At 38.9% G+C, this 26,238-nt stretch carries 20 protein-coding genes; 9 read left to right on the forward strand and 11 right to left on the reverse strand.

Annotated elements, in window-relative coordinates; translation table 11 throughout:
• The first annotated feature begins 10 nt into the window (after positions 1–10).
• Entirely contained in the window at positions 11–349 is a 339-nt protein-coding gene (locus L0668_RS04635; RefSeq protein ID WP_235310912.1) for an FKBP-type peptidyl-prolyl cis-trans isomerase, read from the forward strand.
• Between the two features lie 28 nt (positions 350–377).
• Positions 378–1,019 carry a glutaredoxin 2 gene (gene grxB, locus L0668_RS04640; protein WP_235310913.1) on the forward strand — a complete coding sequence of 214 codons (642 nt, stop codon included), beginning with the start codon at positions 378–380 and terminating at the stop codon, positions 1,017–1,019.
• A gap of 58 nt (positions 1,020–1,077) precedes the next feature.
• On the opposite strand, the gene L0668_RS04645 is transcribed toward grxB, so the two are convergent.
• Together L0668_RS04645 and L0668_RS04650 are read right to left on the reverse strand one after the other, a co-directional pair.
• Positions 1,078–4,119 (reverse strand): efflux RND transporter permease subunit, encoded by a 3,042-nt coding sequence (locus tag L0668_RS04645; protein WP_235310914.1) that lies wholly within the window; start codon positions 4,117–4,119, stop codon positions 1,078–1,080.
• Positions 4,119–5,159, reverse strand: a complete 1,041-nt coding sequence (locus tag L0668_RS04650; RefSeq protein ID WP_235310915.1) for an efflux RND transporter periplasmic adaptor subunit — start codon at positions 5,157–5,159, stop codon at positions 4,119–4,121. The genes L0668_RS04645 and L0668_RS04650 overlap by 1 nt, the downstream gene beginning before the upstream one ends.
• A 131-nt stretch (positions 5,160–5,290) precedes the next feature.
• On the opposite strand from L0668_RS04650, the gene L0668_RS04655 reads away from it, so the two are divergent.
• The 5 genes from L0668_RS04655 to L0668_RS20850 all read left to right on the forward strand — a co-directional run bounded on the left by L0668_RS04655 (position 5,291) and on the right by L0668_RS20850 (position 11,736).
• Entirely contained in the window at positions 5,291–5,869 is a 579-nt protein-coding gene (locus tag L0668_RS04655; protein ID WP_235310916.1) for a TetR/AcrR family transcriptional regulator, read from the forward strand.
• 128 nt (positions 5,870–5,997) lie between these two features.
• On the forward strand, positions 5,998–6,777 hold the full coding sequence (locus L0668_RS04660) for a substrate-binding periplasmic protein (RefSeq protein WP_235310917.1): 780 nt from the start codon (positions 5,998–6,000) through the stop codon (positions 6,775–6,777).
• A 186-nt stretch (positions 6,778–6,963) separates the two neighbouring features.
• A complete protein-coding gene (locus tag L0668_RS04665) occupies positions 6,964–8,475 on the forward strand; it encodes a sulfatase-like hydrolase/transferase (protein ID WP_235310918.1) in 1,512 nt (503 codons plus the stop codon).
• Positions 8,472–9,536 (forward strand): glycoside hydrolase family protein, encoded by a 1,065-nt coding sequence (locus tag L0668_RS04670; RefSeq protein WP_235310919.1) that lies wholly within the window; start codon positions 8,472–8,474, stop codon positions 9,534–9,536. Before L0668_RS04665 ends, L0668_RS04670 begins: the two co-directional genes overlap by 4 nt.
• 220 nt (positions 9,537–9,756) lie before the next feature.
• On the forward strand, positions 9,757–11,736 hold the full coding sequence (locus L0668_RS20850) for a S9 family peptidase (RefSeq protein ID WP_235310920.1): 1,980 nt from the start codon (positions 9,757–9,759) through the stop codon (positions 11,734–11,736).
• A gap of 177 nt (positions 11,737–11,913) precedes the next feature.
• Here the strand turns inward: L0668_RS20850 and L0668_RS04680 are convergent, their stop codons facing one another.
• The 4 genes from L0668_RS04680 to L0668_RS04695 form a co-directional block, all read right to left on the reverse strand.
• Positions 11,914–13,068, reverse strand: a complete 1,155-nt coding sequence (locus tag L0668_RS04680) for a PKD domain-containing protein (protein WP_235310921.1) — start codon at positions 13,066–13,068, stop codon at positions 11,914–11,916.
• A 310-nt stretch (positions 13,069–13,378) separates the two neighbouring features.
• Positions 13,379–13,621 (reverse strand): hypothetical protein, encoded by a 243-nt coding sequence (locus L0668_RS04685; protein ID WP_235310922.1) that lies wholly within the window; start codon positions 13,619–13,621, stop codon positions 13,379–13,381.
• 210 nt (positions 13,622–13,831) lie between these two features.
• A complete protein-coding gene (ssb, locus tag L0668_RS04690; protein WP_235310923.1) occupies positions 13,832–14,410 on the reverse strand; it encodes a single-stranded DNA-binding protein in 579 nt (192 codons plus the stop codon).
• Positions 14,411–14,422: 12 nt separating this feature from the next.
• The gene (locus tag L0668_RS04695) at positions 14,423–15,763 is read right to left on the reverse strand and encodes an MFS transporter (RefSeq protein WP_235310924.1); all 1,341 of its coding nucleotides are present in this window, start codon (positions 15,761–15,763) and stop codon (positions 14,423–14,425) included.
• 200 nt (positions 15,764–15,963) lie between these two features.
• Here L0668_RS04695 and uvrA point away from each other — a divergent pair, with 200 nt between their 5' ends.
• A complete protein-coding gene (gene uvrA / locus L0668_RS04700) occupies positions 15,964–18,795 on the forward strand; it encodes an excinuclease ABC subunit UvrA (RefSeq protein WP_235310925.1) in 2,832 nt (943 codons plus the stop codon).
• 194 nt (positions 18,796–18,989) lie between these two features.
• On the opposite strand, the gene L0668_RS04705 is transcribed toward uvrA, so the two are convergent.
• The 5 genes from L0668_RS04705 to L0668_RS04725 form a co-directional block, all read right to left on the reverse strand.
• Positions 18,990–20,609: a methyl-accepting chemotaxis protein gene (locus tag L0668_RS04705; protein WP_235310926.1), complete on the reverse strand. Its 1,620-nt coding sequence runs from the start codon at positions 20,607–20,609 to the stop codon at positions 18,990–18,992.
• A 127-nt stretch (positions 20,610–20,736) separates the two neighbouring features.
• On the reverse strand, positions 20,737–21,222 hold the full coding sequence (locus L0668_RS04710; protein ID WP_235310927.1) for a DUF3299 domain-containing protein: 486 nt from the start codon (positions 21,220–21,222) through the stop codon (positions 20,737–20,739).
• A complete protein-coding gene (locus L0668_RS04715) occupies positions 21,219–22,427 on the reverse strand; it encodes an MFS transporter (protein WP_235310928.1) in 1,209 nt (402 codons plus the stop codon). The genes L0668_RS04710 and L0668_RS04715 overlap by 4 nt, the downstream gene beginning before the upstream one ends.
• 163 nt (positions 22,428–22,590) lie before the next feature.
• Positions 22,591–23,502 carry a transporter substrate-binding domain-containing protein gene (locus L0668_RS04720; RefSeq protein ID WP_235310929.1) on the reverse strand — a complete coding sequence of 304 codons (912 nt, stop codon included), beginning with the start codon at positions 23,500–23,502 and terminating at the stop codon, positions 22,591–22,593.
• A gap of 152 nt (positions 23,503–23,654) precedes the next feature.
• Positions 23,655–24,620, reverse strand: coding sequence for a class 1 fructose-bisphosphatase (locus L0668_RS04725; protein WP_235310930.1), 966 nt, complete (start codon positions 24,618–24,620; stop codon positions 23,655–23,657).
• Between the two features lie 247 nt (positions 24,621–24,867).
• Here L0668_RS04725 and mpl point away from each other — a divergent pair, with 247 nt between their 5' ends.
• Positions 24,868–26,226 (forward strand): UDP-N-acetylmuramate:L-alanyl-gamma-D-glutamyl-meso-diaminopimelate ligase, encoded by a 1,359-nt coding sequence (mpl, locus tag L0668_RS04730; protein WP_235310931.1) that lies wholly within the window; start codon positions 24,868–24,870, stop codon positions 26,224–26,226.
• Positions 26,227–26,238: the final 12 nt, after the last annotated feature.

Genomic DNA, 26,238 nt, shown 5'->3' on the forward strand with positions numbered 1-26,238 from the left:
AGAATCTACTATGCAAGACCAATTAAAAATCGAAGATTTAGTTGAAGGAACAGGTAAAGCTGCTGAGCGCGGTGCCTTAATCACTGCTCATTATCGAGGTTATTTAGCTGACGGCACTGAATTTGATTCTTCCTATAAAAAGAACGCCGCTTTTCAAGTGGTACTCAGTAATAAGCGCGTTATCCAAGGTTGGATTTTAGGTTTACAAGGCATGAAAGTCGGTGGTAAACGTCGTATTTGGGTACCTGCCTCACTTGCATATGGCGAAAGAAAAATCGGTGATATGATCCCTGCCAATTCAGATTTACACTTTGAAATTGAACTCTTAGAAGTACTCACCAGAGACTAAAGCACATCCGACTAAGGTAAATACCCATATGAAACTATATCAATATCATCATTGTCCATACTGTATTCGCGCAGATATGGTGGCTAATTATAAAAATGTACCCCATGAAAAAGTCTATTTACTGAACGACGACGAACAGAGTTGTTTTGATTTAATTGGTGCCAAAGTCTGCCCAATTTTACAATTTGATGACGGTACAGCGATGAAAGAAAGTTTAGATATAGTGGCTAAGCTTGATGCATTAGGTGACAAGGCTAAAGTTATCTCAGCTTTAGAAGATGGCGATAAATTTGAGCAATTATTTGTGAAGATTAAACCATCGATGCGAATTTTAACATACCCTAGAACTATATTGATTGGCTTGCCAGAGTTTGAGACTCAATCAGCTCGCGATTATTTTGAAGGCAAAAAAGAGAAGATGATTGATATGTCCTTTGAGCAAGCCACCATGCAATCTGCTCAACATATTGGCATAGTGAATGCTGTGTTAGCTCAACTACCTGAATTACCAATCAATGCTGATTTGGGTATGGATGACATTTTATTATTCCCCACCTTACGTAATTTGAGTATGGTCAAAGGTTTAAACTTTAAACCACAAACCTTAGATTATATGCAACATATAGCTAAGTTAACCAATAGCGAGCTGTACTTGGCTCAAGCCCTTTAAAAAGATTTACCGAAATAATAAACCCCAGCCAGTGCTGGGGCTTCGTTTAGCAAACCTGTTAAGTCTTCTCGTAACGGATCTTGAAAAAGATACTATAAAAAACTGGTACTGCGATTAGAGTTAATAAGGTGGCAAAGGCTAAGCCTCCCATAATAGTGACTGACATATCGGCAAAAAACGGGTCAAATATTAGAGGCATCACACCTAAAATAGTAGTGATGGCCGCTAATGCTACAGGCCTTAAACGGCTTACGCTGGCTTCAATCAAGCCTTGTAGGGGCGGCTTTCCCTCGTTGATTTGTAAGTCAATTTCTTCCAATAAAACAATGGCATTTTTGATCAACATGCCAAATAAACTCAAGAAGCCCAACAAAGACATAAAGCCAAATGGCATATCCGCAGTTAATAAACCTGCTACTACGCCCACTATTGCCATAGGCACAATTAGCCAAATAATCAGAGGTTGGCGCACGCGACCGAATAGCAATACACTAATTAAAAACATGACTAAAAACCCCAAGGGTAGCCCAGCCCCTAAGGCTTTTTGAGCGTCGTTAGCTGATTCAAATTCACCACCAAATTCTAATGAATAACCAGTGGGGAGTTCGATATCTTCAATTTGTTGTCTGACTCGACTAAAAGCAGCCCCGGCAGTTTCATTTAAACCTGGCTCTGCAGAGATAGTGATGGTTCTGACTCTGTCTCTACGTTGGATCAGCAACTCTTCGCTTTCGTATTTAATATCACTAGAAATCTGTTGAAACGGAATATAACGTCTCTGACTAGTACTCCATACGACACTGTTTTTTAAGTCATCGATATCGGGTTCAGTTTTAACTCTGCTTTTAGCGATAATTGGATATAGGTAATCTCCAAATTGTAATTGTCCAATTCGCAATCCACTCGTCGCGAATTGTATTGCTTCTGAAAAATCGGTGCGAGAAACGCCGGCTAGACCCGCGGTAATTTCGTCATACTGAGGCGTGATGATAAAGCCTTTTTCGCGCCAATCATCTCGCACATTACCAATAGATGGATCATCAAAGTATATGTTTTTGGTTTGCTGAGCTAAATCTCTTAACACTTCAGGGTCAGAACCAGAAAATCTAGCTTGCAGTTTAGCCGGTGCGGATGGTCCAAATTGCATGACTTTCATATAAAAGCGGCCGTCAGTATCCACTACCTTTAATTTTTCAGCTAAAGCTCTCGCCACTACTGGTATTTCTGTTGCATCTTTTACTCTAACTAAAAATAAACCATAACTTTCGTTAGGCATTTCTGGTCCATACAGTAAGGTAAAACGCTCAGCGCCTCGTCCTACAAAACTGGCTACAGATGACACGCCGGCATGATCTAAAATGATCTGCTCACCTAGTTTCATATTAGCTTCGGTGGTACGAATGTCGCGACCTTGTGGGCTCCAGTAGTTAACAAAAAACACAGGTGCATTTGAAGGTGGGAAAAAGCCTTGTTTAATTAGGCCAAAACTGGCGTAAGCGCTGATGGTAATCACTACTAATATTGCCAAGCTGATCCAGCGAAAACGTAAAGCTTGAGTCAATAAAACTAAGTAACCTTTGCTAAAGCCTGACGGTGCGGATTCTTTTTGTTCACTTTCGCCTACTTTGTAGAAATACTTTCCTAACAGCGGGGTTAAAGTCACGGCAAACACCCAACTCAACATTAATGAAATAAGTACTACAGCGAATAACGAAAACAAAAACTCACCGGTAGCATCGTTCGACAAACCTATGCCTGAGAATGCCATTATGCCTATGATAGTGGCGCCTAAAAGTGGCCATTGTGTGCGTTTAACGATAAAACTTGCGGCCTCTAATGCCGACTTACCTTTGGCCATTCGCATCATAATGCCTTCGGCTACCACTATGGCATTGTCTACTAGCATGCCCATAGCAATGACCATGGCTCCTAATGAAATACGTTGTAAACGTAAATCGTACAGCCACATAATAAGTACTGTGCCCAATACAGTGATCAGCAGTGTCACTCCGACCACCACACCTGAACGCCAGCCCATAAAAAGACATAAGGCTAAGGTGACCACCAATACCGACACTTCTAAGTTGAGAATAAAGCCATCTACGGCCTCTTCGACTATGCCTGCCTGATCATACAAACGGTCTACTTCAATACCGGCTGGAAAGCGAGCCAGAAGTTCATCTACTTTTTGGTTTACTTTTTTACCCACGTCAACAATATTCACGTCGAACTTGGCAGACACTGCAAACGTAATCGCATCTTCACCATTAAATCGCATTAAACTTTGTGGGATCTCAACCGGCTGAATAGAGATTTCGGCAATGTCTTTCAATTTTATCGAAGCATTATTACCGGGCAAAACAATAGATAAATTACCTATTTCGTCAATTCTATCTGAAGAGTCAGCTAAAGAAATGCGCACCTGTTTACCGTCAACTAACAAACGTCCTCCGGTAAATGGTTGTAAATTGTTACTTAATAATTGGGTTACATCTGGAAAGGACAAACCTAAGCCGGCAATTTGGTATGTATCAAAAGTAGCGACGATTTCTTCTTCTAAAATGCCATTGGTATCTACTTTGGCCACGCCATCAATAGTCAGTAGTTCTCGTCTAATAATGCGCGAAAACTCTCGAATTTGGTAGGGACTGAAATCCGGCGCAGTTAAGGCATAATACAGCCCATACACATCACCGAAGTCGTCTATTACCGCCGGCGTAGTGGTACCTATAGGTAGCGATGAACTTAAGTCAGAAAGTCTCTTTCTGAGTTCATCCCATATTTGCGGTAATTCTTCGGTATTGTAATGAGATAGCACCTCAACTCGAATTTGCGACACACCAGGTTTACTGGTGGACTTAAGGCGTTTGAGTTGCGGCATTTTTTGCAAGGCAATTTCAATCTGTTCAGTCAGTTCTTTTTCTACCTTTTCAGCACTCGCGCCTGGGTAGTACGTCATAATCATGGACTCTTTGATAGTAAATACGGGATCTTCTAAACGTCCAATCTTGTCTAAAGCAAGTAAACCACCCACAATACAAACAATAGCAAGCAGCCAAATATTGACTGATTTAGTCAGGGAATAACGTGCTATATCCATTATTTTTCTGCCTTATATTCTCTGACAGCTAATCCTTCGCGCATATATGTTGTGCCAGCAGAAACGACTTTTTCACCGGCTGTTAAACCACTGCTTATCAAAGCGTAGTTATCGACTATTCCAGCGACTTGTACTGCTTGTTTGTTTACAACTGAATTGTTAAATTCCCATACCGCAAACCCTGACTCGGCATCACCAATGACAGCAGACACTGGTATGGCGATTAATTGACCGCGATTTAGGTTGGTTTGGATAGTGACCATGGCGCGTGAACCGGGTATCAATGCTGTTTCTTGAGCATTATCTATGGCAAAAGTCACATTGTAAGTTTGCGTGATTGGGTCTGGGATCGCTTCGTGTTCTACATAGTGAATTTTGTAAACTTGATCTTCTAAGCCTATAACTCTGGCACTCGCTTCTACATCTTTATTGCCGCTATTTAAGGTCATGATCCTTTCAGGTACATCAAAGGAAAAATATAAAGTAGAGCGATCTTGGATAGTGGCGATTGAGGAGCCTACTTGCACATAACTGTTGTTTTCTACGTATCTGTCTGACACAAAACCATCAAAAGGTGCACTAATTTTAGTGTAGCTTAAATCTTGTTTGGCGTTGTTTAAATCTAAAAGTGTGGTCTCAAATAGTGACTTAGCATTGTCAAAATCACTGTGTGACACCCCTCCTTTTTTATATAAGGCTTGAATACGTTTTAGATCATTTGTGGCTACTTGGTGTCTAACTTCTCTATCTTTTACTTTACGTTCATATGGAGCTGGGTCAATTTGTGCTAGTACTTGGCCTTTTTCTACTTTTTTACCTTTTACTAAGTTGGTGGCAATTAAACGCCCTGCCACTTCAAACCTTAGTTCAACATTTTTAACTGCTGAAACTACTGCCGGAAACTCATAGGCTTGGTTATTTTGCTGCGTTACGGCAGTAAATGTTTGCACTACGGTTGGTGATGTTTCTGAAACAACGGCGGCCTCTTCTGAACAACTCTGCACTAGTATTAACAGACTTAGATAAATCCACTGCTTCATTTTTCTCTCCAAAAAGTATTAGCCATGCTAAAAATTAAAATGCATGTTAACACATTTACATAAAGTGTAAACTGTGTTGATTGATTATCTAGAATTAAGTAAACTGCTAGTTCAATTTAAAGGTAGCTGTAATGTTAAAAAGTACGCAAAAAATATTTGAAACAGCCAAGCAATGTTTTTTCCAGCATGGTTATAGTGCATCAAGCATTGCAATGATTAGTCGTTACTCCAAAGTATCTAGGGTCACAATTCATAAACAATTTTCGTCTAAAGAAGATTTGTTTAGAGCGTTTATTGAAAATTTTTTATTAGAAAAAGATACGGAAATACAGGCCTATATAAATAGCCCTGGTATGTTTTGGGATGACACAAGTCGTTTTTTAGCCAAGCGTTGTACTGAAGTATTTGACAATATTCCTAGCACCATAATCAAAGCTGATTTGATTCATGCCGGTCAAACATATTGCGCAGATTTAATCGATAAAAATAGAGTGAAGACCCGCCACGCCATTGGGGTTAAGCTACAACAGGCAATCGATCAGCAGCAGGTATGCCTAGCCAAAATAGGTCTGGTGGTTGAAGATTTTGCGGCCAATATTGAATCTGTTGCCGAGAGTATAATGCTGTCTAGTGCCATTCAAGACTCTAGGCAAACATTACAAAAAACGCTGGATGTTTATAAAGTTGCCAGCTGGGTGGAACGTTCTTAAGGTAATTCAAAATTGCAAGCTTAGTTTAAAGAGCAGGCCTATGGAGTGTTGTAACTGCGGGTTTCATAAAAGTGTAAGTTATTTAAATAGTTGTATACTAATAATTAAAGCTTTGCTGAGACAGTGCTGTGAATAAACTATTTTTTTTACTTTGCCTAATATGTAATTCATCCTTTGCCTCTAAACTTAGAATCATAACTGTCAACGAACCCCCTGCAAGTTTTATTAATTCTCAAGGGAAAGCAGATGGTTATGTGACTGAAATCATAGAGGCATTAAAAGCTGAAGTACAATCTTCCGCTAGAGTAGAGTTTGTGCCAGAGGCAAGAGCATTAAATATAGGTTTAAATCACCCGAATGTTGTGTTGTTCAGTTTTTCTCGTACCCCGTTTAGAGAAAAAAATTATCATTGGGTTGGTTTAGTATTAGAAAAAAATTGGAGTGTGTTTGCTCTTAATAATTCAGATTTGAAAATTAATAGTTTAGCTGATTTAAGGGAGCTTCCTTCTGTTGGCGTCGTAAGAGGTGATATTAGAGAGGAGTGGTTAATTAACCGAAAATTTCTAAATTTATATTCTGTCACTGAACATGCACACAATGTTAAAGGGTTACTTAAAAACAGAGTGCCGGTAATTTTATATGAACAACAAGGATTGGCTTATTTGTGCCAATCACTGGGAATTGACACAAATTTATTCAAAAGCCTTTATGTTATCAATAAATCAGAAGTTTATATCGCGATGTCTAAGAAAAATACTTCTAAAAAGCTTTTAAATAAATGGAGAAAGGCTTTTATTAAAATAAAATCGAACGGAGTTGTAGAAGGTATTGCACAAAAATGGCAACAGAAGATCTACGCTGATTTAAATATTAATAGTGAAATAAATGACTCTATTTTAGTTTTTTAATAACGCTTAAGATTCTTGTTTATATGTAAATTTATACTTTTAAATATGTAGTTGTTTGATACAAATTGGGTATTGCCGACAATAGTTAAGGTAAGAGTAAAATATGTGAACGTATGGCATTTATTTGCAAAGGTCATTTCGTTTAATAACTCGTTAAATGTTTCGCCATATGGACCCAATATCAAAGTGAAAAATTTTAATAATAAACATCATTCCAATTTAGTCATTTCTAGCTTTATTGTCTTTTTCTCGGTTCTATTACCTGCTTGTTCTATTCAGAATAAAAATACAGCTAGCCATGAAAAAGTCGAACCAGAAGCGCCTAATATCTTATTTATTTATACCGATGATCAAGCGCCTTGGGCGATTGGTAGCTCTGGTAACAAACAGGCGATTACACCTAACTTAGACAAATTTGCTTCGCAAGGTATGTCATTCCCCAATGCCTATACCACTACGCCTGTGTGCAGTCCTTCAAGGGCAGGGTTAATGACATCTCGCTATGGATATGAATTAGGCATAGATGACTGGATTAATACACATTACAAATCTCTGACTCATTTAGAGCCTGAACTTGGCTTAGATACGTCTTTACAAACTTGGCCCGACATACTGCAAGATGCTGGTTATTACACTGGTTTAATAGGTAAATGGCATTTAGGCGAATTAGACAAATATCATCCCACTAAACAGGGTTATCATGAGTTTACTGGTTTTAGATCTGGCGGTAATTCTCCTATTCATCCCAAAATTGAAAAAGACGGTGTAGTCAGTACTTTTAAAGGGCTCACTTCAGATGTATTAACCCAAGAAGCGATTGGTTTTATTCAGCGTAATCATCAGAAAAAATTTGCCTTGTCTTTACATTATCGGGCTCCACACACTAAATGGTTACCCGTGGCGCCAGAAGATGAAGCGCCTTACAAAAATATGGATATGGTTTTACCTCATCCCAATTACCCTGACTTAAACGTTAAAAAAGCCAAAAAATCTATGGCTGAGTATTTATCTAGTGTGCGTAGTATTGATAGAAATGTGGGTACACTCTTAGCTGAGTTAGATAAATTGGGATTAGCAGAAAATACTTTAGTGGTATTCACTTCTGATCATGGCTACAACATGGGCCATAATGGTATTTGGCATAAGGGAAATGGTCATTGGATCCTGAATAAAAACCCTAAAGGCACTAAAAACATCCCCGCTGGTGACCGGCCTAATATGTATGATAACAGTTTAAAAGTCCCTACTATTGTACGTTGGCCAAGTGTGGTGAAAGCCAACACTCGAAATATGTCTTCTGTATCTAATCTAGATTGGTTCCCCACTATAGTGGAAATAGCCAAAGGTAAAACCGCAGCACAGAGTACTATTCGAGGTAAAAGTTTTATCTCAGCCTTACAAGATGAGCAGTTACTGGTTTCCACAGATTATTATGCTGCCTATTCAACTCTCCACCAATCAATCACCCAGATGAGAATGTATAGTGACGGTCAATTTAAGTTAGTTAAAGACTTCAAAAATAAAGGGCGAGATGAGTTTTATGATTTACAAAAAGACCCGGGTGAAACTCAAAATTTAATTGCCACCACCAATCCTAAATTACAGCAAAAAATTAATGCTTTTGACGATATCATTTTCAAAAAAATGTTGGCCACTGATGACCCTGTGCTAGAGCAATTTTTTGGAGATAAAAAATGAAACGCATGCTAGTTACAATTTTAGTATTGGGTTTTCAAATTCAATTATTTGCAGCCGATAGGTCTCATACTTTTCCACAAGACTTAGCTGAACTCGGCTTACCTTACCCAGTCACTGAATCTGACTTCAGTAAAAAATTAAACTCAGGTAAACGAATTCTAGAACAAGAAAACTGGAACGTATGGGGCGCTTCTCCCATAATGGGCGAAGACGGTAAAATCCATGTGTTTTACTCTCGCTGGCGTGGTACACATAGCCGCTGGTTAAGTCATAGCGAAATTGCCCATGCTGTGGCTGACACACCTGAAGGGCCATACACGGTTCTAGGCCCAGTATTAAGTGGTAGAGGTGAAGGACATTGGGATGCTGACACCATTCATAATCCCACTATTCAAAAAGTAGGTGACAAATATGCTTTATTTTTTATCGGTAATAATCTAGCTAATGCCAGTAAATATGATGGTCATCATGCGTCAACTCAAAGAATTGGATTAGCTTTATCTGATAGTTTAAATGGCCCATTTAAACGAGTATCAGAAGATCCTATTTTGGAAGTAAGTCCTAACAAACAGGATTGGGATAGTTACCTCACTACCAACCCAGCATTACTGCAACATCCAAACGGAGAATTTTGGTTGTATTACAAAGCATGGGATAAATACAACGACAACATGCGCAAAATGGGTGTGGCCATAGCCAAAGACATTAAAGGGCCTTACATCAAACACCCTAAAAACCCTTTGGTTAACTTTGCTCAATATAAAAAACAGGTAGAAGATGCTTACGTTTTTATTGAGCAAGACAAGTTTTATATGATCATGCGTGATATGGGGGTGATCCACCCTCATGTAGGTTTGATGTTAGATTCTGACGACGGCATTAACTGGTCAGCCCCGCAGTTAGGTTACAGAACCAACGTGGATTTCACTAACGAGACCACAATTCAGCGCATGGAACGCCCACAAGTACTTATGCAAAATGGCAAACCTACCTATCTTTTTTTAGCTTTGATGGGCGGAAAGTTTGCCACATCTACCGCATTTGTTTTAAAGCTGCAATAATTAAAATTACCTTAAATCGAATTTCAACTTTTTCTGGAACCCCGATAATATCATTCTAGGTAAATAGTTAGGTAATCACTTATTAACGTGGAATGGTATTACCCAGAATGGCATAAGTTAATGGGTTTTGCACAAACCCTTAGGTAATTGGTTTTATTAATAGCGAACCTAATTTAACTAAGCTAATGTCATTAAACAAAATTCCAATCAAGGACGTCCAGTGAAAATTATTAATGCCTGTTACTTTCTATTGTTAATTTTTGTTTTATGTTACCTGCCAAATGCCAATGCTCTTCAAGAGTCTTTAGCCGGAGGACAATCTGGCTATGACCAAAGTTTGCAAGCAGTTGAACCTAGTGGTCGTCCGATACCCATAAGTTTGGCAGGTGAATATCCAGCCGATATTTCAAGATATTATGTTGTTGATAATCAAGCTACTAAGTCAGCATCATTATCTTTTGATGGTAAATGGATTGCATTTACTTGGTCTATTACTGGGGAAAAACAATTGTGGATTATTCCAAGTATTGGTGGTCAACCCAAACAACTTACGTTTGGAAATGGCGTGACTTTTTATCGCTGGGTCAAAAATCAAAATAAGTTGCTTTACGGCGCAGATAATAATGGTGACGAGCAAGAAGCTTATTACACTATTAGTGCCGATGGACAGAATGAAAGGCTAGTTTTATCTTCCGCAGTAGGTGGCTTTAGAAGGTTTGGAGACTTTGTGGATGACAATACGATTGTATACTCCTCTACTGAAAGAAATAAAATAGATTTTGATATCTATTTGGCTAATCTGACTGATAGTACAAGTAGACTGGCGCTTAAAGGAAAAATGGGCCTTTACGCTAGCTCAGTATCACCGGACGGTAAACATCTTGTTGTAATTGAAAGGGTTGGTGAAGACTCCGACAATCTTTATTTGTTTACTATAGGAACTGACAAGCTGCGCCCTATATCTATTCCTACTCGGCGTGCGGCACATGCTAGAGAAGGCATAAAGTGGACAAATAATAGTGAAGGGTTTTATTTATCTTCCAACCTTGATTCAAATTATTCGTCACTTCGCTATTACAGCCTAAACGACGGCTTTAATGAATTAGAAACGGCAAGCGGAGATATTGAACAAGTCAGGCTGTGCGGCGATAACGACAAGTATTTATTGTGGAGTGTGAATAAAGGCGGTTATAGCGAGTTATACATGTTGAACAATAAGAGTGGAGTCAAAACTGCTCTTGCCAACAATGTAGAGGGAGTTATTAGTGCATCGTGCAATAAACATAATAACAAGGTCGTTCTATCAATAAACGGTTGGAAAAATCCAGGGGAAATTCTACTCATTGATTTAGACACCAAGCAAGAAACATCAATAATGCAAACTAATATGGCAGGCTTAAAAACTGACAAATTAGTAAAACCTGAAAGCATTAATATTACCGCTCGAGACGGTGTTGTGCTGCAAGGGCTTTTATATTTACCTCATAAATCTATAAAAACAGCCACTAAACCTGCGGTAGTCTTTTCGGTACATGGTGGGCCAACCGGGCAATCAAAACCAGTGTTTAGTCCATATGCTCAATATCTAGTTGGCCGTGGAATTGCCGTTTTTTTTCCGAATGTACGTGGTTCAACGGGTTTTGGGCATAAATATGTCACTTTGGATGACAAAAAAAATCGACTGAATAGCATTCGTGATTTGATCGATATGCTTGAGTATTTAAAACAAGAAGGTCGAGTTGATACTGATAGGGCAGTGGTATCAGGTGGCTCTTATGGCGGTTATGCGGTTAATGCTGCATTGGCCAATTTTCCAGGACATTTCATTGCAGGTATCTCACGTTATGGCGTCTCCGATTGGGTGACAGCACTTAAAATAGCCTCTCCTGCTTTAAAAGCAACGGATAGGATTGAATATGGTGATATTAGCGATCCTAAGTGGCTTGATTATTATTCCAAAAACTCACCAATAACACAGGCAAATAACATTACTGTACCCGTTTTGTATTCTCACGGTGTGAAAGATCCAAGGGTCGATATATTAGAAACAGAAACTATGGTTAAAACACTAAGAAAAAATGGTGTGAGAGCCGAGTTTATTCGTTTTTTAGATGAAGGACACGGTTGGGAAAAATTTAGCAATAGACTATTCTCTGCACATCAAGAAGCCAAATTTTTGGATAGTATTTTTGCTGAGTAGACATAAGTTGGTTTCATTATTGAACCAATACACGCAGTATTAAAAAACACCCTAGGGCGATTGTAGTTTTGTTTCTGCTACGGAGTTTTAAATTAATACCAATTATTTACTGTAATTGGTATAACACTCCGTTAGAAGGATATATTGCTAATCATCAGTAGATGAACCAAGGAGAGGTTAGTTAACGGCTAAACCTTTTTGTAAACAGCCTTGTTTAAGCTCTTCAAACATTTCGATGTTAAACCTCAAGCGTTTGGCATGTGCGGGAGTCGATGAGCCTACTCTTTCTCTTTCTAACATACCGTCGAGTTTTGATTTAACGATTTTACAGTTGTGGGCGGAAACTGGCAGTCGTGGTTTTGCAATTGTGCTTTTGGTAGTGGTAGGTTGATTTATATTCTGAACAGCAATATTTACAGTATCAGTGGCTGTTGCATTGTCATTATCTGTCACTGTCAGTTGGAATGTCAGTGTTTCATCTTTAGTTATGGCAGGTGCAACAAATGTAGCCCTTGCTGAATTAGCGTCTTTTACAGTCACTGAAGTACCCGATATTTGGTTCCATCTATAGCTAGAAATGGAACCATCTGAGTCGGTGCCTAAGCCTGATAATGTGACTCTGGTTTGCTCCTTTACCGCTTGGTTGTTACCTGCATTGGCTGTGGGAGGTTGGTTAAGATTCTGAACCCTAATATCTACAGTATCAGTGGCTGTTGCATTGTCATTATCTGTCACTGTTAGTTGAAATGTCAGTGTTTCATCTTTAGTTATGTCAGGTGCAATAAATGTCGCCCTTGCTAAAGTAGTATCTATTAAAATAACTGAAGTCCCCGATGTTTGTGTCCAGCTATAGCTAGAAATGGCACCATCAGCGTCGGTGCCTGAACCTGATAATATTACATTGGCTTGCTCATTTACTGCTTGGTTGCTACCTGCATTCGCAGTGGGAGATTGGTTTATATTCTGAACTGCAATATCTACAGTATCAGTGGCTGTTGCATTGTTATTATCTGTTACTGTCAGTTGGAAAGTCAGTATTTCATCTGCAGTTAGGTCAGGTGCAACAAATGTAGCCCTTGCTGAAGTTGCATTTTCTATAGTAACTGAAGTACCCGATGTTTGTGTCCAGCTATAGCTAGAAATCGAACCATCTGAGTCGGTGCCTAACCCTGATAATGTTGCACTGGATTGCTCCTTTACCCTTTGGTCGCTACCTGCATTGGCAGTTGGAGCTATATTCGAAGGTTGTGGCGTACATCCGCTCCAGCAAGCAACAATCATAACTGATAAAAATACTGTGATTACGCTTATTCTTTGGTGCTTATTCAGCATACATCTTTCCTTGAATTTTAGGAACATTCACCAAAGATCAACAGTCCCTAGTGACAAAAACTCAATACATGGTATATCAGGTTATCGTTATAATGAAATTGTTATGCAATTAGCTTGGTATTATTGTGAGTTTAGGTAGAGCTCATGGAACTAGGTTACAGCATAATGTAATGGCATTGGGTATGGGGTTTGTGAGCGACTTTGTATGGGGGAAGAAGCAAGCCGCTTATCAATAATTTGAAATGCGGCTAGTGACTAGCTTATGTCGCAGAGTATTAATTAATAGTTCTGTGGGAATATTTTAATCGGGTTAATTAAGGGGCAAACCTTTTTGTTTGCAGCCATTCTTAAGTTCTTCAAACATTTCGATATTAGATCTAAGACGTTTGGCATGTGCTGGAGTAGATGAGCCAACTCTTTCTCTTTCTAACATACCGTCTAGTTTTGTTTTCACTATCTTACAGTTGTGTGCAGATACTGGCAGTTGTGATTTAGCAAAAGTGCCTGTAGAAAATATTGCTAAGCTGATTAAACCTACTGTGACTAATTTCATGTTTTTGCTCCTGTGGTTAGAGATTCAAACAATAGGTCATTTTTACAGCATTGGTTATGACTGGGTTCATACATTGTTACTTCAAAAAATACCTTTCTACTAGCCTTTAATGCCCTTGGTGTAACAAGGTGATAGAAGCTACACATACAAAAAAGCCGCTAAATAGCGGCTTTCAAAGTTATTTTTCAACACTTAATATTTTGTCTTTGTCTAGAACGGAATGTCGTCATCAAAATCAAAATCAGGTTCTGCCATAGGAGCAGGTTTACCTGGTTGCTGACCCTTAGGTGCTTGATTAAAGCCTTTATTCTGCTGTGAAGCTGGCGGTTGTTGTTGATAACCTTGGTTTTGTGGAGGTGCTTGTTGATAGCCATGATTTTGTTGTGGTGCGGATTGCGCTGGACGTTGTTGTCCTTGGAAGCCACCTTCCGATTGACCACCTTTGCCGCCTAACATTTGCATCACACCATTAAACGGGTCTAAAACCACTTCTGTGGTATATCTATCTTGACCTTGTTGATCTTGCCATTTACGGGTTTGCATCTTACCTTCGATATAAACTTGACTGCCTTTACGTAAGTATTCGCCCGCAATTTCGGCTAATTTTCCGAAAATAGAAACTCGGTGCCATTCAGTTTTTTCTTGAATTTGTCCGCTTTGATCTTTCCAGCTTTCAGAGGTAGCCAAAGTCAAATTAGCGACAGCTTTACCATTTGGCGTGTAACGTACTTCAGGATCTTTTCCTAAATTACCAACCAAAATTACTTTATTTATACCTTTACTCGCCATTATATTTCCTCTCTATTCTTGTATATTCAGCACACGTCGAGCGTTGTGGATGTCGAAGTGTTTTGCATCTGCTTTTAAATAAATAACCTGTTCGTTTGGAACAACAGTAATATCTTTTACACCGGCTAATTCGGAAAGCTGCAAGTATGCTGAATCGGGTGTTTGATGATTTGTGTTAAGTGTATATCTTTTTAGCTTTGCCGTCGCAGATAATCCTTGGATTATTGGCAGCCAGATAATACATACCAAGCTAGCCAATACAAATACCCAGTCACTGCCTAAAAATTCGCTAATTGTGCCGGATAATACACCGCCAATAAATGCGCCGAAAAATTGAAAGCTGGCATAAATACCCATGGCCGAACCTTTTTTACCGGCAGGAGCAATACTTGACACCATAGCGGGGAAATTAGCTTCTAAGTAGTTGAAACAAGTAAAAAAGAAACTAACTAATATCAATAAATATATAATGGAGTTATGCCCACTTGCCATTAAAGCAAAGACCAAAGCCAAGCCAGCTACACTAATTAACACCACTAATTTTTGGCGCTTTCTGGCTAAACCCATAAGTGCAACTAAACCAACAATTGAAGCAAATAAAACGATTGAATAGGCTTTCCAGTGGACTTCCATTGGCCAACTTAAATCTATTAAAAAGATAGGGATTTGTACAAACAAGAGAGTGATTAACATATGTAGAAGTAACACACTGATGTTTAAGCGTAATAAATTAGATTCAGAGAATAGAATTTTGAGATCTTGCAAAATCGGTAACGTGTCACCTTTAGGCGCTATATTTTGTGCACTCGGGACTACAAACAACACTAACAAAATACACACTAAAGCCAGTGCACCTGTGGCAAAGAAAATGCCACTTAGCCCATAATTTGTCACTACTAACGGCCCAAGCAATAAAGCTAGATAGAATGAAAAACCAATAGAAATGCCGATAATAGCCATCACTTTAGGTCTTTGACTTTCACGACTTAAGTCTCCTGCCAAAGCCATAATGGCTCCTGCAATGGCACCTGCACCTTGCAAAAAACGGCCAATTACAATCCATAACATAGTGTCTGCAAAAGCTGCAACTAAACTGCCTATTGCAAATATAAGTAAGCCAAATGCAATAACCGGCTTGCGACCTATTTTATCTGACAATATTCCCATAGGAATTTGTAACATTGCTTGAGTGAGTCCATATCCGCCTATGGCTAAGCCAACCAAAAAAGCCGAATAATCAGGGTAATGTTGAGCACTGACAGCTAGTACAGGCATGATCATAAACAAGCCTAACATTCGCAAAACATAGATAAATGCGAGAGAAAAAGAAGTGCGAAGTTCAGTAGAATTCAAGGTTAATTCAGTTTACGTTTAGTGATTAAATAACAAAGATAAAAATGGCCGAGAACCTTAGCATAATTTCTATTTTTCAGGAATATTAATCAGTAAGCATTTTACTTTTTTTGAAGAATTTAAAAGATAATCACACCGGGCATAGAGCTAACATTCAGAGTGTGTAATACTTCTTCTTTTGCGCTGATACAGAATCACCAATGGACAAAATTGAAGTACGTGGTGCTCGCACCCATAATCTTAAGAACATCAATCTAGACATTCCCAGAGATAAACTGACAGTTATCACCGGCCTTTCTGGATCAGGCAAATCTTCCTTAGCTTTTGATACCTTGTATGCTGAAGGACAAAGACGTTATGTGGAGTCTTTATCGGCTTACGCTCGCCAGTTTTTGTCTATGATGGAAAAGCCTGATGTGGATCACATTGAAGGTTTGTCTCCGGCTATTTCAATAGAGCAAAAATCCACTTCTCATAACCCTCGTTCAACTGTGGGCACTATTACCGAAATATACGATTATTTACGTTTATTGTATGCCCGAGTAGGTGAACCTCGTTGTCCTGAGCATAATGTGCCGTTAGATGCACAAACAATTAGTCAAATGGTGGATCGTGTTTTAGCTATGCCTGCTGATTGCAAATTAATGTTGTTAGGCCCAGTGGTTCAAGATCGTAAAGGTGAACACCTTAAAACGTTGGAAAACCTATCGGCACAGGGTTTTATTCGTGCGCGAATTGATGGCAATGTGTGCGACTTGTCGGATCCTCCTGACTTAGATTTACATAAAAAACACACTATCGAAGTAGTGGTTGACCGCTTTAAAGTCCGTGAAGATTTAAAATTACGTTTGGCAGAGTCTTTTGAAACTGCACTTAATTTATCTGGCGGTACGGCAAAAGTAGCCTTTATGGATGAACCAGAAAAAGAAGAATTAGTGTTTTCTTCCAATTTTGCTTGCCCACATTGTGGTTACAGCATGGCTGAATTAGAACCTAGACTGTTTTCATTTAACAACCCTGCTGGAGCCTGCCAAAGTTGTGATGGTTTAGGTACAAGGCAGTTTTTTGACCCACACCGCGTTATCACTAATGATGAGTTAAGTCTATCTGGTGGAGCCATTCGTGGATGGGACAAACGTAGTTATTATTATTTCCAGATGTTACAGGCGGTAGCTGATCACTACGGTTTTGACTTAACTAAACCGTATTCTGAGTTAACTGATGAAGCTAAAGATTTAGTGCTAAATGGCAGTAAAGGAAAGTCTTTAAATTTCAAGTACATCAATGATCGCGGCGACATTATGGAGCGTAAACACCCTTTCGAAGGGATTATTCCTAATATGGAGCGTCGCTACAAAGAAACTGAGTCAAATGCGGTACGTGAAGAGTTGGCTAAATATTTAAGCCAGCAACATTGCTCAAGTTGTTCAGGCACTCGTTTAAGATTAGAAGCCAGAAACGTATTTGTCGGTGAAACGCCTTTACATGTGATCACAGACATGTCGATTGCTGAAGCATTAGACTTTTTCAAAAGTGTTAATTTAACCGGTAAACGGGAAAAAATTGCTGAAAAGATATTTAAAGAAATTAACGACCGTCTAAGCTTTTTGGTAAACGTAGGGCTTAATTATTTATCTTTATCAAGAAGTGCAGACACCTTGTCGGGCGGTGAAGCTCAGCGTATTCGACTCGCCAGCCAAATAGGTGCAGGCTTAGTGGGTGTAATGTATGTGTTAGATGAACCATCAATAGGACTGCATCAAAGAGATAACGAACGATTACTTAAAACACTGATCCATTTACGTGATTTAGGTAATACTGTACTCGTAGTTGAGCATGATGAAGATGCAATTAGAGCAGCTGATTTTGTATTAGATATTGGCCCAGGTGCTGGGGTACATGGCGGAGAAGTGGTTGCCCAAGGTACCATTGAAGATATTAAGAACAGTGAACATTCACTAACAGGAAAGTACCTTTCAGGTCGTGAAAAAATTGAAATACCTGCTAAACGTACAGAGATTGACCAAGAAAAATGGATTGAAATAACTGGTGCCTCTGGAAATAACCTTCAAGACGTCACTTTCCGTGCGCCAATAGGATTAATGACTTGTGTCACAGGGGTTTCAGGTTCGGGTAAATCCACTTTAATTAACGATACTTTTTATAAATTAGCTCACCATGCATTAAATGGTGCGACAACTGGCGAAGCCGCTCCATACAAGAGTATTACGGGTTTGGAATTTATGGACAAGGTGGTGGATATTGACCAAAGTCCGATTGGCCGTACCCCTCGTTCTAATCCCGCTACTTATGCTGGAATATTTACACCAGTAAGGGAGTTATTTGCTGGCACTCAAGAAGCTCGCTCGCGCGGTTATAAACCTGGGCGCTTTAGTTTCAATGTGAAAGGTGGACGATGTGAAGCTTGCCAAGGTGACGGTGTAATAAAAGTTGAAATGCACTTCTTACCTGATGTGTACGTGCCTTGTGATGTGTGTAAAGGCAAACGATATAACCGTGAAACTTTAGAAATCCAATACAAGGGATTAAACATTCATCAAGTTCTAGAAATGACGGTTGAAGAAGCCCGTCCATTTTTTGATGTGATCCCAGCTATTGCCCGTAAATTACAAACCTTGATGGACGTGGGATTATCATATGTACGTTTAGGTCAGGCCGCTACTACCTTGTCGGGTGGTGAAGCCCAGCGAGTAAAATTAGCTAAAGAATTGTCTAAACGAGACACAGGTCAAACCTTGTATATTTTGGATGAACCTACAACAGGGTTACATTTTCACGACATTAAACAATTACTTGAAGTATTACATCGTCTCAGAGATCACGGTAACACTGTGGTAGTGATTGAACATAATTTAGATGTAGTTAAAACAGCTGATTGGATAGTGGATCTTGGGCCGGAAGGCGGCTCTGGTGGTGGACAAATTATCGCCCAAGGCACACCAGAACAAGTGGCTGAAGTAGAAGGATCACACACTGCGAGATTCTTAAAACCGTTATTAGAAAAGCGTTAAGTATTGTTTTCCAAAACTTAAAACAAAAAACGCAGCTAACTAGCTGCGTTTTTTAATATACCCTTCATCCTTGAACTGCACATTTGTTGACTATTCTCATTCGCCCCAATCACTTAGTATACTAAGCTCACGCGGTTTCACTCATTTGTCGTCGCCGTGCAATTCCAATGATTTTGCGTACATAATTCAAAAGTTCACACTTTAAATTGTTTAGTAATGCCTTCTAAATGTTGAGCTAATTGAGCTAATTCAGAGCTTACGGATGCTAATTCCCGTGAACTTGACGCCGTTTCTTCCGTTCTACGATGAATTTCATCAACGTTACTACTGATAGTGGTTGCTACCGCTTGCTGATCACCCGTTGAACGGGCAATTTGATCATTCATGCTAGTGATACGGCTAATAGTTTCTGTAATAACAGCTAAACTAGAGCCTGCTTTGTTAGCTGTTTCTACGCTATTTGATGCTTGCTCGGTACCTTTAGCCATAACACCAACAGCTGACCGAGCAGCACCTTGCAATTGCTCGATAGTTTTTTGGATTTGTTCGGTAGATTGTTGGGTTCTAGAAGCCAGTGTGCGCACTTCATCTGCTACAACTGCGAAGCCTCTGCCTTGTTCTCCTGCTCGTGCTGCTTCAATAGCGGCATTAAGTGCTAATAAGTTAGTTTGTTCGGCTATACCTTTGATGACGTCAAGTACCACGCCCACTTGATTTGAATCATCTTCAAGTTTACGTATGACTTCTGCCGTTTCTTCAACATTGGCTGCTAATTCTTGAATGCTATGCACAGTATGGTTTACAACAGATTGACCGTCATCTGCTGCTGTTGAAGCATCACCCGCTGCATTTGCTGCTTCTGCAGCACTTTCGGCAACTGCATTAACACTCTTACTCATATCGTCAACTGCGTGTTTAGCTTGGTCTGCTGAACTTTTTTGTACTTCGATAGTTTTATTGGTGGTATCAGTTAGTTGGTTTAAGTTTTGAGCAAGTTGAGAAAGCGGTAAAGAAGAGTTAACAACTTCTTTCACTACGCCTTGAAGTTTTTCCATGAATTGATTAAACCAATGGACTAGATCACCAATTTCATCTTGGTTTTTAGATTGTATTCGTACCGTTAAATCACCATCTTCTTGAGCTATGTCTTTAAGTGAGTCAACCACTTGTACTATGCTGCCTTTAATACCATTTACGATTGGAATGGCGGTGGCGAACAACAACACTATGGTGATTAATGCCATTATCACGCCTACCATAATCATAGACTGACCACTTTCACCAACACCTTTAATATCGGTTTGAAATGCTTCAATTCGTGAATTTTTAAATGATGTTAGAGTGGCTACAGCGTCATCATAATTTTTATTCATTTCTGCTGATAACTGACCCAGCTTAGAAAAATCTGCCGTGCCGTTTACCATAGATTCCGAAACTGAATAGGCAAGTTCAAAGTATGCACCAAATGAAGAGGAAATTTTGTTTACTTCTATACTGAGATTCGGATCGATATTTTTAATATTATTCAATGAAGAGGATGTTTCTTCGGCATAAAGTTTAGCATTGTCTAATGCTTCTTCGTCTCCTGTTGTAACCGCTACGCTTAAGGTATCTTTTACCTTTTCCATTTTTACTAAAGCACTTTTGGTTTCATCCAAGGCGGGATATTGCACTTCGATAATATTTTCAAGTGAATCAACATTATTTAAAGCGGTGGTGGTAGTGATAGCTAAATAAACTAAAAAAGCGACAGTACCAATAATAGGGATAAGAAATAATTTTTTCGCAATAGACATTTTGGTCAAAAAGTTCATCGAGTTATCTTTCCTGTATTAATTACAACTTTCAGCGCACCTATCACTCAAATGACTGCATCTAAAACATGAGTATAGACAAGATAACTAATGTTTTAACACTAAGTAACGAATTTTGCTAAATATTTTAGCCATCATAGGGGCTAATTTTAATTCCTGCCAATGAATAACCTACCGTCGCTAAATCACCTTGCCATGATTTTGTGGACAAAGTTCCGGTTACCCATACTGCATCTTGTATATTATGTATCGGCACACCTTTTGAAAACTTCACATAGACTATCTGATTAGCTGGTGGTGGTGGTACATGAATACATGCGCCAAAATAGGGAACCAGTAAAAATTCTGTAGTATTTAGGTTATCTCCCTCAAGAGGCACAACAAATCCTGGAATTTTTACTAATTTATTATCTAAGGTTTTTACTATGGGTGCATCCACACCCAATTGCATCATAGAACCGTCGTGGCTTAATTCTGCCTCTGGGGCCACGTAATTTTTAGGCACCATATCTTCCCAAAACAATTCTACAGGTTCATTTGCTTGACTTGCAAAGCATACAAATATTGAGAACAGTGCGATTAATTTACTTATTTTAATATTTATTGTGGTCATGATTTATTGTTTACCCAAGATAGAGGGTTTTTTATTACTTCATTTCCCGTAGCGGGACTATTTGGTATGTTAAGAGCTAAAAATAATGAACACACTGCAAATCCGGTGCCTATATAAAAAACTAATACAGGGGAAGTTAACCAAATAATACCAAGCAATGCTGGAATAATGACCGCTGCCACATGATTAATAGTAAAGCTCACCGCTGCCGTTGAAGCAATGTCTTTAGGATCGGCTATTTTTTGGAAGTAAGTTTTTATCGCAATCGCTATAGCAAAAAATAAATGGTCGATGATATAAATTCCAGCTGCTAGGTTGGAGTTATCAACTAACGCATAACTAGAAAATACAAAAATAAGTCCAATATATTCGATAGTAAGCGCTCGCCTTTCTCCTACCTTACTTATCCATTGGCCAATTTTAGGCGCAAACAGTAGGTTAAATATATAATTAACCATGAAAAGTAGACTTATGTCACCAACTGAGTAGCCGAACTTTTCGACCATCATAAAAGAAGCAAACACCATGAATATTTGTCTTCTAGCTCCGCTAAAAAACACCAATGCATAATATAGCCAATACCGTTTGCGTATCAGTAATTGTTTATGCTGAACTGAACCGTGATTGAAGGTGTCAAAACTTGTCCACATGAAGAGCACTATAATTAGGCCTACACCGCCGGCCAACATGTACATAGTTAAATATGAATACCCTATCCATTCCATCACTATCCATACTGAGCCATAAGCTAATAAAGAGGCAAAGCTTTTGACAGCAAGTTGTTTGCCCATAAAGTGTGCAGTTTGGTCTTTTGGGATCCATTGTAATGTCAGAGATTGGTTAATGGTTTCAAAATAATGGAAACCAATCGACATCAACACAGTCGTGCAATACAAACCTAACTCGAAAGGGAGCCAACCTGTTAGGGCGACACCTATACACATTATGGCCAATGAAATTAGAGCTAACATTTGTTCTTTAATGACTAGTAATAAAAACACCGCAGTAAAGGCTAAAAATCCAGGTACTTCTCGCAAACTTTGTAATATGCCAATTTCGGCACCCGTAAATTGAGCTTTTTCCACCGCAAAATTATTTAGCAATGCATTCCAAATAGAAAACACCAAAGGCATAACAAATGCCATAACTAAAAGTAATAACTGGGGATTTTGTTTAAGTGATGAAAATGAGGTGGTTCGGAACATAATAAGACCTTAGATAATCAAACTTATTGTGCCATAGAGATGAATGAAAAACACTCTTGTACCAGTAGGTAGTTTGACGATTCAGGCTTTAAAAACGCTTTATTGATAAGTCTCAATGTTGGTTTGCTAAAAACTTGGGCTATAAAATGCCTCGTTTTTTAATTTAACGAGCGTTTTTAATTGAATACCACAATTCTGGTTTATCTAAGGGCGTGGCTGGGGTCATATTCAAGTTTGGAAGGTTAAAAATTTTACGTTTAGGCAGGTGACTTTTTTCGATAATGTCACTGTAGTAACGATTAAATATTTTATCAAAAGAGCCGTCTTTTATGGCATTGGTTAAACCTAATTGAATTATGTCATGCAATTTTTGATTGTCTTTGCGTACAAAAAAATAAATAGCTAAGGGGTAACGAATTGCTATGTGCTGGTCGATGGCTAAGTCTAAATCTTCGATGACGTTTTTTTCGTGCCATATTTCTAAAATAGAACGTGGAAAATAGTCAATGCGCTTTGCATTAAGCATGCGTAATAGGCCATCAGCTCCGGTTGCGGTTTCTATGTGAAAGCCTTGGCTTTTAAGTAATGTAGTATCAGGCCAACTTCTGCCTTGTCCGCCTATATATGACTTAAGTTTTTCTACTTGGTTAACATCGGCAAACATATTTACATTATCTGGATGCACAAACATTAGCCTGAGTCCAATCAAGCCTTTAAATAATGGAATTCGAATAGGCAATAATTCCCTTTCTCTACTCGCATTCGTGGTATACCAGTGAGCATCGTAATAACCTTCGTTCATTAGTATTAGGCTACGATCTTGCTCAATACTGGCCGGAATCCGAATGGTTTTTACCGTATATGGTGTACTTGATTTTTGCAGAGCTAAATTAAATAGTTCGTAAAAGTATTCAGTATTCTTTTTGTATAGCGGATCTATGTTAGAGCTTTTAGCATACTTAACCTGTAATTCTGGTTGCTGTGCCTCTGCAGCACTGATCGCTAAGCCAAGTAAAGCACTTTGGCATAAGATGAATACAATGACATACTTGATTTTTGACCAAAAATTATTCATTGGTTGCACTCTCCCTGAGTTTTCTACCCTAAAACAATCTAAGTGTAGCTCAAGACAGTTTTACAACAATGATACTTTTGTCTAGTTTTTGCACAGTTGAGACCTAGTAGAATAGGCGCTAAACAGTTCAGCGCCAATTTCTTTATTACTTATTACGAGTATTCTAGACAGGTTTCAACTTCACCCTTAGAGCCTATTAAAACAGGGACTCTCTGGTGTATATCAGTTGGCATGACTTCCATTATTCGGCCATCTCCAGTATTGGCTAAACCACCTGCTTGTTCTACTAAAAAAGCCATAGGGTTAGCTTCATATAATAAGCGTAATTTTCCTGGCTTATCTGGCTCTCTGGCATCTTGTGGATACATGAATATTCCACCTCGACATAGTACTCGGTGAATGTCGCCAACCATAGCGGCAACCCAACGCATGTTAAAGTTTTTCTCTCTTGGGCCTTCTTTACCAGCTAATAAATCACTAATATAATTTTGAATGTGTGGTTGCCAATGGCGTTGATTCGAGGCGTTAATTGAAAACTCAGAGGTTTGTTCAGGCACTTTAATATTGGCAGTAGTTAACAAGAAACCACCATGAGTTTTATCTAAAGTGTAAATATGTGTACCTTTACCTGTCGTTAAGGCAAGCATAGTTGATGGGCCATAAAGTACATAACCTGCCGCAACTGCCTGAGTGCCAGGCTGTAAAAATGCAGAGGGATCATCGGGCTCCATCCACTGCGGCGCATGGGTAATTGAAAATATGGTGCCAATTAAGCTATTGATATCTGTATTAGAGGAACCATCTAGCGGGTCAAAACTAACTAAATAATTACCATTTGGGTTACAACCGACTACGTCATCTTCCTCTTCAGAAGAAATAGCTTTTACATAGCCAGATTCGCTCAAAATATCTTTTAAAATTTGGTTAGATATTACATCTAATTTTTTTTGAGTTTCACCTTGTACATTTTCACTCAAGGTAGAACCTAACACACCTGCTAATGCTCCTTGGCTTACCCGGAAAGATATTTCCTTGCAGCCAGCTAATATTGTTCTTAATAATAATATTAGCTCCATTGGAGCGCCATCATCTTGAAGTTGTGAGTTGAGTCTCTTCATTGATTCTTACCTTATTATTGTAGGGGATTGTATTAAACGACTGGTTTTTCTTATTATTTTTGTCGTCATTCACAGTTATTGTACCTGCAAATAAAAAGAATCTCTGTAACCGAATCGCATTCTTTATAACCAAAGGTCAGCATATGCAGTGTTTGTATAGTAAATTTATACTTTTTTACATTCAAGATTGGGTTCAGCATTATTGTTCTGATAATCTAACCCTATTCATTTTTTAAATTGGCAGTTTATGCACCTACATATATTAGGTATTTGCGGTACGTTTATGGGTGGCATTGCTGCTATCGCTAAAGCTATGGGGCACAAGGTAACTGGCTCGGACGCTAATGTATATCCACCTATGAGTACTCAGTTAGAATCATTAGGTATTGAACTATTTGAAGGGTATGACGTCAGTCAGTTTTCACCGGAACCGGACATAGTGGTGATTGGTAATGCTCTGTCTCGCGGCAATCAGGCCGTTGAATATGTATTAGATAGAAATCTACCTTACATTAGTGGCCCACAGTGGTTATTAGAAAATGTACTTAAAGATCGCTGGGTCGTGGCTGTTTCGGGAACTCATGGTAAAACCAGTACCTCAAGTATGTTGGCTTGGATATTAGAATATGCGGATTTAGAACCGGGGTTTTTAATTGGCGGTCTTCCACAAAATTTCGATGTGTCGGCTAGATTGGGAAAAAGCCCATTTTTTGTAATAGAAGCGGATGAATACGACAGTGCCTTTTTTGATAAACGTTCTAAATTTGTCCACTATCGTCCTCGTACCTTGATATTAAATAATTTAGAGTTTGATCACGCTGATATTTTTGATTCATTGGCTGATATTCAAAAACAATTTCATCATTTGTTACGCATGGTGCCTAATAATGGCTTAGTACTTTATCCAAAAGCAGATACAAATTTAACCCGAGTATTAGATATGGGGTGTTGGACACCTGTTCAATCTACCGGGGGGGATTGGCAGGTTAGTAATGCAAAACCTGATGGCTCTCAATTTGATGTGTTATTTAAAGGTCAAAACTGTGGAACTGTTAATTGGGATTTGTTGGGCGAGCATAATGTCAATAATGCACTGATGGCCATTGCGGCAGCGCAACATTGTGGTGTGAAAAGTGGTATAGCCATTCAAGCCTTGGCGGATTTTGTCAACGTTAAACGCCGCATGGAAATTAAAGCAAAAATTAACGATATTACCTTATACGATGATTTTGCTCACCATCCTACCGCCATTGCTACCACTATTAATGGACTGCGAGCTAAAGTGGGGAAAGGTAGAGTTTTAGCTGTGCTAGAACCTAGATCTAACACCATGAAAATGGGTGTGCACAAAGATACGCTAGCTGAATCTTGGCAACAAGCCGATCAGGTATTCATTTTCGAGCCCACTAGTTTAACTTGGTCAATGGGAGACTTGTTAGCTCAAAGTGAAGTGACAGCGTTGTTGTATAAAGATATGCAAATATTAATAAAATCTCTCGTCTCATATGCCCAACCAGGTGATCATATTTTGATTATGAGTAATGGTAGTTTTGGTGGGATCCACGATTTATTAGAAAAGGCATTAACGAACAAGTTTCAACCTTAGTCAGTTTAAAAA

The organism is Paraglaciecola algarum, from assembly GCF_021532655.1.
Classification (GTDB): Bacteria; Pseudomonadota; Gammaproteobacteria; order Enterobacterales; family Alteromonadaceae; genus Paraglaciecola; species Paraglaciecola algarum.